The following is a 14,146-nucleotide window of genomic DNA, read 5'->3' on the forward strand; positions in this document are numbered from 1 at the left end:
CCGCGGACGAGGGCACGGCAGGTCGTGCGCCGCATTCATCTGTGGCTCGGCCTCGGCATAGGCCTGCTGTTCGCCGTGCTCGGCCTCACCGGTTCCGCTTTGGTCTATTATACCGAGGTGGATTCTGCGCTGCATCCCGTGCTGCAATCGGATGCCGAAACACCGGCACCCGATTGGCGGTCGCCGGTCTGGGATCGCGCGCTCGCGACCGGTCGGGCGCGCTGGCATGCCGGCGGCGGTAAATGGACGCTGGAAGTGACCGGTCACGGCGGCGCGATCCCGGCGCGCTATTATGCGATGCAAGGCCACCACGCCGACCGCACGATGATCTGGTTCTCGCCCGACGGGGCGCGGGTCGTGCGCGCGGAACCGTGGGGCGGATATCTGATGACGTGGATCTACCAGCTTCACATGCAGATACTCGCAGGCGATCCGGGCATGCAGATCGTCGGCTGGTCCGGCGTCGCGATGCTGCTGCTGCTGATCAGCGGCATAGTCGCCTGGTGGCCACGCGGAAGCTGGCGAAAGGCGCTGATGTTCAAGCGCGACGCCGCACCGATCCGCCGCATGCACGATCTGCACAAGCTGTCCGGGCTGATCAGTTCGGTACTGCTCCTGATCGTCGTCGCGACCGGCGTCCTGCTCGCCTTGCCAAAGGTCGCGCAGGTCCTGATCGCGCCCGCGCCGGTGCCGACGGTGAAGCCCCAGCCTTCGGGCCAAGACCGGTTGACGATCGCACGCGCGCTCGGCATCGCGCACCGGGCGATGCCGGACGGGCGCCTGACGTTTATCGACATACCAGACAGCGCTACCGCCCCGTTCAGGATGCGCTTCCAGGTGCCGGGCGATCCGCACCCGCGCTTCCCCGGCAGCTTCGTGTTCGTCGACCAGTCGTCCGGACACGTCCTCGCCGTCCACGACGTGCGTCGCCTCGGCGCGCGGACGACGATTTCCAGCTGGATACGCACGCTGCACGACGGCACGGTGGGCGGAACGACGACGCGTATCCTTGCGATCCTGTTGGGGTTCGTCCCGGCATTCCTGTTCTGCACCGGGTTGATCCACTGGCGTCATCGCCGCAGGGGCGTCGCCACCGCCAAAGCCCGGGACGCTGTGTCACGCTTGGCCTTGTCCTGAGCGCGCACTGTCGCCATCCAATTTTGTAAGGAACTGCTTCCGACGGATCGTTTCCCTTTGGCTTTGCGTATCTTAACCGCGATGTCGTCAGGTCCTAGGCGACACGAGGAGAGCGAAGATGGCCTATTTTCTCGCCGCCGGACTGGCGGTGGCCGCCGCCGGCGCGGCCTTGTCGATGACGGTGGATCACCAGCACAGGGTCGATCATCACAGCGGGCCGGTCGATGTGAAATATCGCGGCGACGTCGTCGTCACGCACAAGCAGGTCGGCACCGTGGCACCCGGCGGCCGAGCCTCGACGCTGCGCTGCGACTGGTCGGCGAGCATGTCGGTGGAGCGGCATGCCGTCGCCGCATCGGGCACGCGGCTGGTCCGCAGCATCGATAGCGAACCGGCGATATCGGGTACGCGACCCGGCTGGTGCGTGACCAACCGCCACGCCATCCGGACGGAGATCGCAAGCCGATCGGGCGATATGCGCACGCATCTCCAGGCGCTGGCACAGCAGGATTCCGATACGCTGCGGGCCGAACTCGATCGCATCCACGGCGCCCAGCGCGCCGGATGAGAGATGCAGTTCGACTGATCGGCACGATCGCGACGGCGACGCTCGGCACCATCACGCCCGCATTCGCGCAGGACAATCGCTCCGCGACCGTGGAACTCGCGACTGAGGAAGAACGCCGCGGCCTGAGCTGGAGCGAGGGGAGGGCCGCCATTTCCGGAGACGTCCGCGCCTCGATCGGGCGGCTCGACCTGTCGGCGCGTGCCGTCTCGACCCGCAACAGCGTGCGGCATGACGGTGCCGATGCCGTCGTCGATCTGTCGGTCGGGACGGGGTGGGACCTCGGCGCCGTTCGCGTCCAGACCGACGTGACGGGCCACGCCTTTGTCGGCGCCCGCGGTCGCAGGGATTATGTCGAGGGCGGTGTATCGGCGGGCTATACCTATGGCCCGCTCAACGCGATGCTCGGCGTGATCGCCGCGCCATCGCAAAAGGCGATCGGCGGCAGCAACGTCTATGCCTATGCCTATGCCAATGCCGGGATCCCCGGCACGCCACTTACTGCAGTCGCGGAGGTCGGGCACTCGTCCGGAAGCGTTCGGAACGCCGACCGGGCCGACCGGCTTCGCCCCGGCGGAAGCTACAGCAATTGGCGGCTCGGGCTCGAGCATCGTCGCGACCGGTTGACGATCGGCGTCGATTATATCGGCACGAACATATCCGAAAACCGCGCGGCCAGCCGCTATGCGGACCTATCCAACGCGACCGACCGGATCGTCGGCCGCGTGCAATATTCCTTCTAATATAGGCACGTCATCCCGGCGTGGCAGGCCGATCGACCGGTCACACCGCGGCGCTGATATCCGCCGCGAAGCGCGCGATATCGAACCGCGCGGCCCCCGGATCCTCGCCGCGGCGGACGACGACCAGCTTTCTCGCCGGGATGACCATCACATATTGCCCGCGGTTGCCCTGCGCGGCGAAGCTTCCCTCGGGCAGGCCCTGTTTCGGCCCGAACAACCATAAGGTCGCGCCATATCCGGGGCCGGTTGCGGGTTGCGGGCCGCTCGGCGTCGTCATCGTGCGGACCCAGCCCGCCGGCAGCATCCGCTTGCCCGCCCAAACCCCGTCCTGCATCCAGAACAGCCCCAGCCGCGCGAGATCGCGCGCGGTCGACCAGACCTGGCTGGAAAGCACGTAATTGCCGTGCCAGTCGGCTTCCGCGACGGTATGCGACATGCCCAGCGGGCCGAACAAAGCGTCCGGCATCGCCCGATATCTCTGCTCTCCCACCGTCTGCCGCGTGGCATAGATGGCGAGCAGGATATCGTTATTGGCATAGCGAAAGCGCGTACCGGGCGCCGCTTCCAGCGGCCAGGACACAGCCTGCTCGTCGACCGTGGTGCCGCCGAAATAGATCGCATCGGTGCGGTTCCCGGCGGTGTCGCTGTGCAGCCCGGATGCCATGCGCAACAGATGATTCATCGTGATCGTCCGCCGGGGATCGCCGCCCTTCCATTGCGCGATCGCTGCCGGCGCGTTCAGCGCAGCGGGGTTGGCGAGCCCGATCATCGTGCCCGCGATCGACTTGCCTACCGACCAGGTGCGATTGGAAACGAACGGGCCGAAGCCGCTGCCGTACCGCTCCGCCAGAACGCGGCCGTCCTTGATCACCAGCACGCCGACCGTTTTGGTACCGGCACCATATGCGTCCTTGAACGCATTTTCGACGATACCGTTCATCGCGGCGGACGGTCGCGGCGCGATACCCGCGTCGCCCATCGGCCAGGGGCGGGGGTCCGCTCCTGCGATGGACGGCGGCGCCTTGCCAGCTCGGCTCGGGGCTTGCCTGCTCCCGATCGGCAAGGTCGTGCAGCCGCGCCCCTTGCTCCATACAGCCCGCCGCGGCGGCAACGTCGCATCGAACGGCACCGTCACCGAAGCGGAAGACCGGTCCACCGTCGCGGTCAGGCTCGGCACGATCCTGTCATATTCGGAATAGATGCCGCGCAGTTCGTCGGCGTCGATCTGCGCGGAGGAGCGCCCCGCATTGAAGATCCCGGCGCAATAGATCGCCGCCTTGTACCCCGCCGCCACCGCACGCTGATACGTGCCGGCCGAAGATTGCGGAACGACCTGCGCCTGTGCAGGAAGCGCGAGAGCTATGCCGATGCAAATCGTCTTGAAAATACGCATCCCGGCTTCATTCCACCACCACGGTGCATCCGCAATGCGTTTCGACTGTCGGGCAGGTCGCCTGCCCGGCATCACCGCCGCGTCTAGTCCGCCCCGCCCGCCGCACGCGCCAACCGAAGACCCTTGGCCGACAGGCTACGGAACGTGATCGACCAGCGCCGCGCCGCCATTTCGGCGATGCTATGTTCCCAGTCATGGCGAGCCTCGCCGCTCAGATGATAGATGCCCCGCGGCGGAAGCGGCACGGTCGTCCGTTCGAACCGGTCTCCGGCACGGCGCCGGAACCGCATCGCCGCCGGGTGACCGAGCGAAATCCCGATCACATGCTCGAAATGCGGGCGATCGCGGTGCCAGCCGATCCCCGCGCCGATATCATACCGGATCAGCAGCGCCTGAACGAGCGCTTCGGCGTCGACACCGGCGAACGTCGCGGCACGAAGGCGGATGGTGTCCAGCCATGGGGGCATCGGCTCGGCCGTGCCCAGGTGACCGCGATCGAAATCGTAATGCCAGCCGAAACTGTGCGTCAGGCGCTTTCCGATCCACCCCTGAAACCGGAACGGCGACAGGTCGACCCGGTCGATCATCGCCGTCAGCGCGGCCTCTTCCGCGCTCGTGACGAAGTCCTCGCCCGTCTTCAGGCCCGGCAGAACCGGAGTATCGAACAAATCCCGCATCACGATCCAGCTTGAAAAGCGAAAGGCCGCCCCTTTCGGGACGGCCTTTCCATTGTCGGCCTTGGACGACAATCCTTACGCGGAGACGCTCTCCGACAGGAAGGTCTTGCTCGCGTTCAGTGTCGCCAATGGCGTTTGACAATGAGACATTGGACCACCTCCTTTCCGTTGTTGAACAGTGATCATTAACTGGGGTTCGGGTGCGGCGGTTTCAAGAGGCGCGGCGTATCTGCGGTGCGGCCCAAGACGATCATAAGCTGTTTCGATCATGTGGAAATTCCCCGGTCGGCTCCCCATTTCAGGCGCATCCCCGAGGAGACAGAATGCTCGATCTTTCAGCGCGGGTCGGTCGCGGCCCGCACACAGGTTCGGCCCTGATGACCGACCGCCGCGACGCCGCCTTCCACACGCCGCGGCGCGGTTCGCGATGACGATGGCGAACACGGCCTATCCCCATGTTCTGGCATTCGGCGACAGCCTGACCGCGGGCTATGGCCTTCCGGCGTCGCAGTCGTTCCCGGCGCAATTGCAGGCGCTGCTCCGTCAGTCCTTCCCGACGGCACAGGTCCGGAATGCCGGTGTATCCGGCGATACGACGCGCAGCGGCCTGGCCCGGTTGCCGCGCCTGCTGTCCGGATTGCGAGCGAAACCCGATCTGGCGATCGTCGAACTGGGCGCGAACGATATGCTGCGCTTCGTCGATCCCGCCGCGACCCGGCGAAATCTCGATGCCATCCTTGCGGAATTCGAGTCCTGCGGGATTAGCGTGCTGCTCGCCGGGATGGTCGCGCCTGCGTTCCTCGGCGCCGTGGCCACGCGGTTCAACGCCATCTATCCCGGTCTGGCGGCGAAGCACGGTGTCCCGCTCTACCCGTTCTTCCTGAACGGCGCGATCGGGGCGGCGGACCTCACGATCGCCGATCGCATCCATCCGAGTGCGAAGGCGGTCGGCATCGTCGCACGCAATATCCTGCCGTCCGTGGTCGCCGCGTTGGGAGGTTCGACACGGGCCGCGTCGGTCGCCTGACCGTCAGCGGGGGTCGGTCGCCAGGGCGATGATCACGATCAGGATGAGCAACGCGATAAGCGCACCCACGACGATCTTGAGAAACCGGCGGTCCTTGGGCTGGGTCTGTTTCTGCATAACCATTCCGCGACTGTTTCCCGACCAACGAAAAGCCGCCTGAACCGCTCCGTTTTTGGCCCGCCTTTTCTCGCTGACCTGGATTAGTTCCGGCGGAAACATTGCCAATGACGGCCGCCTCGTCGATGATGACGCCATGCAGACATCGCCTCCCGCCGACACGATTGAAGCGAGGATCCTCGCCGATCCCCGATATGCAGCGTTGGTGCGGGATCGTCAGCGTTTCTCCTGGCTGCTGACGGCGATTACGGTGATCGTATATAGCGCGTTCATATCGTTGATCGCGTTCGATAAACCCCTGATGGCGCAACCCATCGGCGGGGGCACGATCAGTCTGGCCGTGGTGCTGGGCGCGGCGATGCTGGTCGGGACGATCGCGATCTGCGCGGTCTATGTCGTGCGCGCGAACGGCGAATTCGATTCGCGGCTGGCCGAGATATTGGACAAGGCGAAATGATGCGGAGCATGTGGCGGTGTGCGGCATTGCTGGTCCTGCTCGGCTGGGCGAGCGGCGCGACCGCCGCGATCACCGGCGCGATCCAGCGTCAGCCGACCAACTGGACGGCGATCCTGATGTTCGGCGGCTTCGTCGGCATAACCTTGTGGATCACGGGCGCCGCCGCGCGGCGAACGCGCACCGTGTCGGATTTCTACACCGGCGGCGGCATCACCGGCTTTCAGAACGGGCTGGCGATGGCGGGCGACTATTGCTCGGCCGCCTCCTTCCTCGGCATCACGTCGCAGATCTTCAACGATGGCTATGACGGGCTGATCTACGCGATCGGCTTCCTCGTCGGCTGGCCGATCGTGCTGTTCCTCGTCGCGGAAAAGCTGCGCAATCTCGGCCGCTTCACCTTCGCCGACGTCGCCTCCTACCGCTTCCTGCAGGGCCCGGTGCGCAGTTTCGCGGCGGTCAGCACGCTGCTCGTCGTCACCTTCTACCTGATCGCGCAGATGGTCGGGGCGGGGCAGCTCATCCAGCTGCTGTTCGGCCTGCCCTATCTCTACGCGATCACCGTCGTTGGCGGGCTGATGATGGTCTACGTCCTGTTCGGCGGGATGCGCGCGACGTCCTGGGTGCAGATCATCAAGGCGGTGATGCTGCTGTCCGGCGCGACGTTCCTCGTCCTGGGGGTCATGGCGCAGGTCGGTTTCTCGTTCGAAACGCTGTTCGCGCGCGCCGTCGCGGTGAAGACGAAACTTGCGCTGGAAAGCGGCCTGTCGCCGGGCGATGCCGCGACGAAGGGCCGTGCGATCATGGGGCCGGGCGGGTTCATCAAGGATCCGATCTCCGCTTTGTCGTTCGGCTTCGCGCTGATGCTGGGGACGGCGGGCCTGCCGCACATCCTCATGCGCTTCTTCACCGTCCCCAACGCACGCGAGGCGCGCAAGTCGATCATGTGGGCGACGGTGTGGATCGGCTATTTCTACGCGCTGACCTTCGTCCTCGGTTTCGGCGCGATCGTCATGATCTCGTTCAACCCGGACTATGTCGGCGTCGGCGGCGCGCTGCGCGGCGGCAACAACATGGCCGTGATGCACCTGGCGCACGCGATCGGCGGCAACCTGTTCCTCGGTTTCATCTCCGCGGTGGCCTTCGCGACGATTCTCGCCGTGGTCGCGGGACTGACCCTGTCGGCGGCCTCGGCGATATCGCACGACGTCTATGCCAGCGTGATGCGAAAGGGGAATGCCGACCCGGTCAAGGAACTGCGCGTATCGCGGATCACGACGATCCTGCTCGGGATCGCCGCGATCATCCTGGGCGTCGTCTTCGAAAAGCAGAACGTCGCCTTTATGGTCAGCCTCGCCTTCGCGCTCGCTGCATCGGGCAATTTCCCGGTGCTGGTCATGTCGCTGCTGTGGAAGGGCTGCACAACCAACGGCGCCGCATGGGGCGGGGCGATCGGGCTTCTCGCGGCATTCGGGCTGACGGTGTTGTCACCCGTCATCTGGGTCGCGGTGTTCGGCTTCGATCAGGCGATCTTCCCGTACAGCTCGCCCGCCTTGTTCTCGGTACCCGCCGGGTTCCTGGCGATCTGGCTGATCTCGCTACTCGACCGTTCGCCCCGCGCCGCGCTCGACAAGGCGGGATATCCCGACCAGCGCCTGCGGTCCGAAACCGGCTTCGGCGTGCACGAAGCGGCAGCGCATTAGTTCAGGCGCCGCTATCGAAGGACACCGGCGTACCGGCGGCGTACCGGCGGCGGGCCGACCGCCGTCCCGGTCGTTCGCCCGGAGCGGTAAGCGCTGATCGGCGGACACCGACCAGCGCGTCCCGCCTTTTCAAGAAACCAATGCAACTTCCTCTATGGCTTGCCGAACCGATACGGCTAAGCTTCCCGATGCGAGGCACGACGCGGTTCAACGCGCGGTCGATCGCATCCGCGTTGGAGAGGATCGACATGATCGATGATGGTGCCCGGCTGTCCCCCGCCCGGCTGATCGGTTTCACAAGTCCCGCCGTACCGGTGGCGGCGATCGGCCTGCCGTTCATCGTCCACCTGCCGCCATATTATGTCAGCGAACTGGGGCTGGGGCTCGGCACCGTCGGGCTGATCTTCCTGCTCGTCCGCGCGATCGATTTGCCGCTCGATCCGCTGCTCGGTCATTTCATCGATCGCACCGACGGCCGGATCGGGCGCTTCCGTCCGTGGCTGCTCGGCGGTGGGCTGATCATGATCGTCGCTGCCTATCTGGTGTTCATGGCCCGTCCGGGCATTACCCCGGTGACGGCCTTCGCCGCGCTGATGATGCTGTATGCCGGCCTGTCGAGCTTCCAGCTAAGCCACTTCGCCTGGGCAAGCACCCTGTCGGCCGATTATGACCAGCGCTCCCGCATCTTCGGATGGCTCCAGACGATGGCGGTGTTCGGCATGATCCTCGTGCTGCTGCTTCCACCGCTCGCAAGCTGGGCGCTGGGCACGAAAAGCGCCGCGTCGGGCGTGCACGCAATGGGCTGGTTCGTCATCGCGACGGTCCCGGTCAGCGTGCTTCTGGTGATCGCCACGACCCGCGAGCCGTCGCGCAAGGTCACACACAGAGAGCCGCGATTGCGCGACGTCACCGAACTGTTTCGAAACCCGCTGATGATGCGCCTGCTGCTGGCGGATATGCTCGCCGGGATCGCGCCGGGCATCACGGGATCGCTGTTCATCTTCTATTTCGAACATCGCCTCGGTTTCGGCGCCAGCGTCGCCAGCCTGTTGCTGCTGGTATATTTCGTCGCGGGCATGATCGCCGCGCCCCTGTGGATGCGGCTCGCGGTACGGATCGGGAAACATCAGGCGGCGACCGCGGCGGCACTGACCTTCTGCGTCACCAACGGCGCGGTCGTGCTGCTCCCGACCAACGACATGGCCAGCGCGGTGGTCGGCATGGCGTTTGCCGGGCTACCCTATGCCGCTTTCCCCTTCCTGATGCGCGCGATGCTGGCCGATGTGATCGATGTTGATCGGCTGGCGACGGGGATGGACCGGACCGGTTTGTTCTCCGCTGTCCTGACGACGACGTCGAAGGTGGCCCATGCCGTGCCGATCGGGATCATCTACCCGATACTCGGCCTGATCGGCTTCAACGGAAAGACAGGTACGACCAATACGCCGGAGGCTATTGCCGGGCTGGTCGTCCTGTTCGTCGGCGCCCCCGTGCTGGTGATGCTGGCCGCCGCCTGGGTCGTCTCGCGATGGCCGCATGGCGCAAGGGAACATGCGGCGGTGCAGGCGGCCCTTGCGGAGCGCGCCGCCTCCGCCGAAATGCCATCCGCCCAATATTCCTCCGCCGCGCCGAACGCCGCCTATGCGACGTAAACGATAAGCATCCAATCGCTGCTTTACATTGGCAACACACTGGGTAGGATCGCCGCACGCGGGGGAGAATCCAGATGCTACAGCTTGCCAACGTCACCCATGTCTATGCCAATGGCACGCGCGCGCTCGACGATGTCAGCCTGACGATTCCAAAGGGCATGTTCGGGCTGCTCGGGCCGAACGGTGCGGGCAAATCGACGTTGATGCGCACCGTCGCGACGTTGCAGACGCCGACCGGCGGCACGATCCGCTTCGGGGATATCGACGTGATCGCGAACCCGGAGGCGCTGCGCGAGACGCTCGGCTATCTGCCGCAGGATTTCGGCGTCTATCCCCGGGTCTCCGCCTACGACATGCTCGACCACATGGCGGTGCTGAAAGGCATCGCCTCGGCCGGTGAGCGCAAGGCGACGGTCGAGACGTTGCTCAACCAGACCAATTTGTGGGCGGTGCGCAAGAAAGCGATTGCCGGCTTTTCGGGCGGCATGCGGCAGCGTTTCGGCATCGCGCAGGCGCTGATCGGCAATCCCGGCCTGATCATCGTCGACGAACCGACCGCCGGTCTCGATCCGGAAGAACGCAACCGCTTCCTCAATTTGCTCGCGGAGATCGGCGAGAACGTCGTCGTTATCCTGTCCACGCACATCGTCGAGGATGTCGCCGATCTGTGCCCGCGCATGGCGGTGCTGGCGGCGGGACGCATCCAGCTGGAGGGCGCTCCGCTCGACCTGATCGATCGGACGCGCGGCCATGTCTGGGCGAAGACGATCGCGCGCGAGGATCTCGACGAAAGCCGCCAGCGCTACGAGGTCATTTCCACCCGGTTGTTCGCCGGACGGACGATCATCCATATCCTGTCGAACGACGATCCGGGCGACGGGTTCGCCGCCGCGCATGGCGGGCTGGAGGATGTCTATTTCTCCACGCTCGCCCGGTCGCGGCGCGTTCCCGCGGCGGAAGCCACTTCCTCCACCGTCGCGGCCTGACCCGCATGTTCGGTCAGATCGCGCGCTTCGAACTGCGCTACCAGCTTCGCAACCCGGTCTTCTGGACCGTGGCGATCCTGTTCTTCCTGCTCACCTTCGGGTCGATGACGATCGACCAGATCCAGATCGGCAGCGGCGCGAACATCCACAAGAACGCACCGGTCGCGATCGCGCAGGTGCACATGATCATGTCGCTATTCTTCATGTTCGTGACGACCGCCTTCGTCGCCAACGTGATCGTCCGCGACGACGAAAGCGGCTTCGGGCCGATGGTGCGCGTCACCCGCGTGGCGAAATTCGATTATCTCATGGCGCGCTTCCTCGGCGCGTTCGGCGCGGCGGCCTTGGCCTTCGCGGCGATCCCGCTGGCGATCTGGCTGGGAACGCAGATGCCGTGGGTGGATGCAGAGACGTTGGGGCCGAACCGGCTGAAGGATTACGCCTACGCCTATTTCCTGCTCGCCTTGCCGAACCTGTTCCTGACGTCCGCGATCTTCTTCGCGGTGGCGACGATGACCCGGTCGATGATGTATTCCTATCTCGGCGTGGTCGTGTTCCTCATGCTGTATCTCGCGATCAACGCGGTGCTGCGCGCGAAGCCCGAACTGCGCGCCACGGGCAGCTATTTCGAACTGTTCGGCCTGGGGGCGTTCAGCACCACGACGCGCTACTGGACGGCGAGCGAATCCAATGCCGGCCTGCCCGTATTTGCCGGCGTGCTGCTGTGGAACCGGGTGATCGGCATCGCGATCGGGCTGGTCGCGGTGGCGATCGCCTATTGGCGCTTTTCCTTCACCGAACGCGGCGTGTCGCAACGCCGGTTGCGCAAGCAGAAACGTGTCGCGGACAAACTTGCCGCCACCGCGCCGATGCTGGTCGATCGGCTTCCCGCCGCCCGCCCGGCGGCGTCCAACTGGACCCGGTTGGTCCAGCGCTGCCGGTTCGAAATGGCGCTCGTCTTCCGCAGCCCCGCTTTCATCATCCTGATGCTCGTCGGCCTGTTCAACGCACTCGGCGGGCTGCTGTTCGCGGGCGAGATGTTCGGCACGTCGATCCGCCAGCTGACCTTCGCCGTGATCGGTACGCTTCAGGGCAGCTTCAGCATCATCCCCTTGATCATCGCGATCTACTACTCGGGCGAACTCGTCTGGCGCGATCGCGAACGCGGGATGCACGAAATCGTCGATGCGACGTCGCTACCCAATTGGGCGTATCTCGTGCCCAAGGTGCTGGCGGTAACGGGCGTGCTGTTCGCGACGTTGGTGATGTCGGTCGTCACTGCCTGCGTGGTGCAGCTGTTCCGCGGCCAGACCGATCTCGCGCTGGGCCAGTATTTCGCCTGGTGGGTGCTGCCGATGACGGTCGATGCGCTGATCCTCGCCATCCTCGCCGTGTTCGTCCAGGCGCTGTCGCCTAACAAATATGTCGGCTGGGCGATCATGGTGATCTACCTCGTCGCGACGATCACGCTCATCACGATGGGGTTCGAACACCCGCTCTATCAATATGGCAGCACGGGGATCGGCGAGCTGTCCGACATGAACGGCGACCAGGTCGGCGGCGCACGTGGCTGGTGGCTGCGGCTCTATTGGGGATCGGTCGCGCTCGCGCTGTGCGTGTTCGCGCATCTACTGTGGCGACGCGGCACGGAAACGCGGCTGAAGGTGCGGCTGGCGCAGGTTCCGCGGCGCTTGCTGGGCATGCCGGGTGCCGTGCTTGCCGGCGCGCTGGTCGTGACGGCCGCCAGCGGCGCATACCTGTACCGCGACATGAACGTCCTCAACCGCTACCGCACCGCGACGGAGGGCGAGGAGCGGCTGGCGACCTATGAGAAGAAGTATCTGAAATACGCCGCGCTGAAGCAGCCGACCGTCACCGACATGCGGCTCGACGTCGCATTGTATCCGGGCCAGCGCCGTCTGGAGGCCAACGGTACGTATGATTTCGTCAACGATACCGGGGCGCCCGTGCGCGACCTGCACGTCCGCTTGTTCGACGATCATACGCGGCTCGGGACGGTGACGATTCCCGGCGCGCGGCTCGTTTCCGACGACAGCGATCTGCAATATCGCATCTATCGCTTCGCCACCCCCCTCGCGCCGGGCGCGCGCGGCACCCTGTCCTTCGCCTCGACGCGATGGCAGCGCGGCATCGTCGCCAATAACGACGACACCCGCGTCGTCGGCAATGGCAGCTTCCTTCAGAATGCCGAATTCGCCCCGCAACTCGGCATGAGCCGCGACGGACTGCTGCAGGATCGTGCCAAGCGCCGGAAATACGGCCTCCCGCCCGAACAGCGCATGGCCAAGCTGGAGGACCGCTCGGCCCAGTCGCGCAACATGCTGGGCAACGCGCCCTGGGTCCGGTCCGACATCACCGTCTCGACGGTCGCGGGGCAGACTCCCGTCGCGCCGGGCCGCAAGGTCAGCGACGTGACGACCAATGGGCGCCGCACCGCACGGTTCGTCTCGACCGCACCGATCCTCGCCTTCTTCTCGGTCCAGTCGGCCGCCTATGCGGAGAAGTCGCGCCGGGTGGACGGCACCGACCTGACCGTATTCTACGACCGGAAACACGATTATAACGTCGATCGCATGCTCGACGCGATGCAGCGCTCGCTACGCTATTACCGCGCCAACTTCGGCCCGTATCAATTTGACTACGCCCGCATTCTCGAATTCCCCGGCTATGCCAGCTTCGCACAGGCCTTCGCAGGTACGATTCCCTACTCCGAAAGAATAGGCTTCCTCGCCGACACGCGCGATTCGACCAAGATCGATTATGTCAGCTACGTAACGGCGCACGAACTCGGCCATCAGTACTGGGGGCACCAACTGGTCAGCGCCGACATGCAGGGCGGCACCATGCTGATCGAGACGATGGCGCAATATTCCGCGCTGATGGTGATGAAGCACCAATATGGCGAGGACAAGATTCGCCGGTTCCTGAAGTACGAACTCGATTCCTACCTTCGCTCGCGCGGCGGAGAAGTGATCGAGGAAGTCCCGCTCGATCGTGTCGAGAACCAGGGCTATATCCATTACCGCAAGGGTTCGCTGGTCATGTACCTGTTGCAGGACCGGCTGGGCGAGGCGCGGGTCAACGCTATGCTCCGCGGCTTGCTCGACCGCTATCGTTTCAAGGGCAAGCCATACCCGCGCTCGCTGGATCTCGTCGGAGGTCTGCTGACGCTGGCACGCACGCCGGCCGAACGCGAACTCATCCTCGATCTCACCGACCGGATCACGATATACGACCTGAAGGCCAAAGCCGCGAAGACGCGCAAGCTGCCTAATGACACGTACGAAACGACGCTGACGATCGACGCCGCGAAATCCTACGCCAACGGAACCGGCGTCGAAAAGGCGGCCCCGCTGAACGACACGATCGACGTCGGCCTGTTCGACCAACGGCCGGGCCTCGGGAGCTTTGCCGCCCGCGATGTCATCCTGAAGGAGCGCCGCCCGGTGGTTTCGGGCGTGCAGACCGTTCGGATCGTAACGAAGCGCAAGCCCGCTTTCGCTGGAATCGACCCGTACAACATGTACGTGGACCGAAACGGCGAGGATAATCTGGTCGCAGTCACGTCGGACTGATGCGATCGTCTTAAGCCCGGCTCCAGCCTGATTTGGACTAAAGCGTCTTCGTCCGGCATACGCGACTGCGCACCAATCGATGTCGACCAGCATCGA

General features: G+C 65.1%; 12 protein-coding genes. 9 read left to right on the forward strand and 3 right to left on the reverse strand.

All coding sequences use genetic code 11. The features are described 5' to 3' along the window. Positions 1 to 24 precede the first annotated feature (24 nt). From H5J25_RS02760 to H5J25_RS02770, 3 genes are all read left to right on the forward strand, one after another. On the forward strand, positions 25 to 1,137 hold the full coding sequence (locus tag H5J25_RS02760; RefSeq protein ID WP_202094518.1) for a PepSY-associated TM helix domain-containing protein: 1,113 nt from the start codon (positions 25 to 27) through the stop codon (positions 1,135 to 1,137). Positions 1,138 to 1,255: 118 nt separating this feature from the next. Next, positions 1,256 to 1,705 carry a hypothetical protein gene (locus H5J25_RS02765; protein WP_202094520.1) on the forward strand — a complete coding sequence of 150 codons (450 nt, stop codon included), beginning with the start codon at positions 1,256 to 1,258 and terminating at the stop codon, positions 1,703 to 1,705. Further along, positions 1,702 to 2,445: a TorF family putative porin gene (locus H5J25_RS02770; RefSeq protein ID WP_202094522.1), complete on the forward strand. Its 744-nt coding sequence runs from the start codon at positions 1,702 to 1,704 to the stop codon at positions 2,443 to 2,445. The genes H5J25_RS02765 and H5J25_RS02770 overlap by 4 nt, the downstream gene beginning before the upstream one ends. A 40-nt stretch (positions 2,446 to 2,485) precedes the next feature. On the opposite strand, the gene H5J25_RS02775 is transcribed toward H5J25_RS02770, so the two are convergent. After that, positions 2,486 to 3,838, reverse strand: coding sequence for a serine hydrolase domain-containing protein (locus H5J25_RS02775; protein WP_202094524.1), 1,353 nt, complete (start codon positions 3,836 to 3,838; stop codon positions 2,486 to 2,488). An 83-nt stretch (positions 3,839 to 3,921) separates the two neighbouring features. Next, the gene (locus H5J25_RS02780; protein WP_202094526.1) at positions 3,922 to 4,515 is read right to left on the reverse strand and encodes an alpha-ketoglutarate-dependent dioxygenase AlkB; all 594 of its coding nucleotides are present in this window, start codon (positions 4,513 to 4,515) and stop codon (positions 3,922 to 3,924) included. Between the two features lie 433 nt (positions 4,516 to 4,948). Here H5J25_RS02780 and H5J25_RS02785 point away from each other — a divergent pair, with 433 nt between their 5' ends. Then, positions 4,949 to 5,542 carry an arylesterase gene (locus H5J25_RS02785; protein ID WP_225883313.1) on the forward strand — a complete coding sequence of 198 codons (594 nt, stop codon included), beginning with the start codon at positions 4,949 to 4,951 and terminating at the stop codon, positions 5,540 to 5,542. Between the two features lie 3 nt (positions 5,543 to 5,545). Here the strand turns inward: H5J25_RS02785 and H5J25_RS20505 are convergent, their stop codons facing one another. Then, entirely contained in the window at positions 5,546 to 5,767 is a 222-nt protein-coding gene (locus tag H5J25_RS20505; RefSeq protein WP_225883314.1) for a hypothetical protein, read from the reverse strand. A gap of 28 nt (positions 5,768 to 5,795) precedes the next feature. Between H5J25_RS20505 and H5J25_RS02790 the strand changes: the two genes are divergently transcribed. From H5J25_RS02790 to H5J25_RS02810, 5 genes are all read left to right on the forward strand, one after another. Then, on the forward strand, positions 5,796 to 6,116 hold the full coding sequence (locus H5J25_RS02790) for a DUF485 domain-containing protein (RefSeq protein WP_202094532.1): 321 nt from the start codon (positions 5,796 to 5,798) through the stop codon (positions 6,114 to 6,116). Next, complete coding sequence (locus tag H5J25_RS02795; protein WP_225883315.1) at positions 6,113 to 7,816, forward strand: cation acetate symporter; 1,704 nt, start codon at positions 6,113 to 6,115, stop codon at positions 7,814 to 7,816. Before H5J25_RS02790 ends, H5J25_RS02795 begins: the two co-directional genes overlap by 4 nt. A gap of 248 nt (positions 7,817 to 8,064) precedes the next feature. Beyond that, positions 8,065 to 9,468: an MFS transporter gene (locus H5J25_RS02800; protein WP_225883316.1), complete on the forward strand. Its 1,404-nt coding sequence runs from the start codon at positions 8,065 to 8,067 to the stop codon at positions 9,466 to 9,468. Positions 9,469 to 9,542: 74 nt separating this feature from the next. Further along, positions 9,543 to 10,454 carry an ABC transporter ATP-binding protein gene (locus tag H5J25_RS02805; protein ID WP_202094536.1) on the forward strand — a complete coding sequence of 304 codons (912 nt, stop codon included), beginning with the start codon at positions 9,543 to 9,545 and terminating at the stop codon, positions 10,452 to 10,454. A gap of 5 nt (positions 10,455 to 10,459) precedes the next feature. Further along, positions 10,460 to 14,050, forward strand: a complete 3,591-nt coding sequence (locus tag H5J25_RS02810) for an ABC transporter permease/M1 family aminopeptidase (RefSeq protein WP_202094538.1) — start codon at positions 10,460 to 10,462, stop codon at positions 14,048 to 14,050. Positions 14,051 to 14,146 lie beyond the last annotated feature (96 nt).

Origin of the sequence: Sphingomonas aliaeris (genome assembly GCF_016743815.1) — a bacterium.
GTDB classification, from domain to species: domain Bacteria; phylum Pseudomonadota; class Alphaproteobacteria; order Sphingomonadales; family Sphingomonadaceae; genus Sphingomonas; species Sphingomonas aliaeris.

Bases quoted from the DNA above. Each gene is read 5' to 3' on its own strand.
- H5J25_RS02765 (WP_202094520.1), top strand. From the start codon at position 1,256: ATGGCCTATTTTCTCGCCGCCGGACTGGCGGTGGCCGCCGCCGGCGCG.
- H5J25_RS02770 (WP_202094522.1), top strand. From the start codon at position 1,702: ATGAGAGATGCAGTTCGACTGATCGGCACGATCGCGACGGCGACGCTC.
- H5J25_RS02775 (WP_202094524.1), bottom strand. From the start codon at position 3,838: ATGCGTATTTTCAAGACGATTTGCATCGGCATAGCTCTCGCGCTTCCT.
- H5J25_RS02780 (WP_202094526.1), bottom strand. From the start codon at position 4,515: ATGCGGGATTTGTTCGATACTCCGGTTCTGCCGGGCCTGAAGACGGGC.
- H5J25_RS02785 (WP_225883313.1), top strand. From the start codon at position 4,949: ATGGCGAACACGGCCTATCCCCATGTTCTGGCATTCGGCGACAGCCTG.
- H5J25_RS02790 (WP_202094532.1), top strand. From the start codon at position 5,796: ATGCAGACATCGCCTCCCGCCGACACGATTGAAGCGAGGATCCTCGCC.
- H5J25_RS02795 (WP_225883315.1), top strand. From the start codon at position 6,113: ATGATGCGGAGCATGTGGCGGTGTGCGGCATTGCTGGTCCTGCTCGGC.
- H5J25_RS02800 (WP_225883316.1), top strand. From the start codon at position 8,065: ATGATCGATGATGGTGCCCGGCTGTCCCCCGCCCGGCTGATCGGTTTC.
- H5J25_RS02805 (WP_202094536.1), top strand. From the start codon at position 9,543: ATGCTACAGCTTGCCAACGTCACCCATGTCTATGCCAATGGCACGCGC.
- H5J25_RS02810 (WP_202094538.1), top strand. From the start codon at position 10,460: ATGTTCGGTCAGATCGCGCGCTTCGAACTGCGCTACCAGCTTCGCAAC.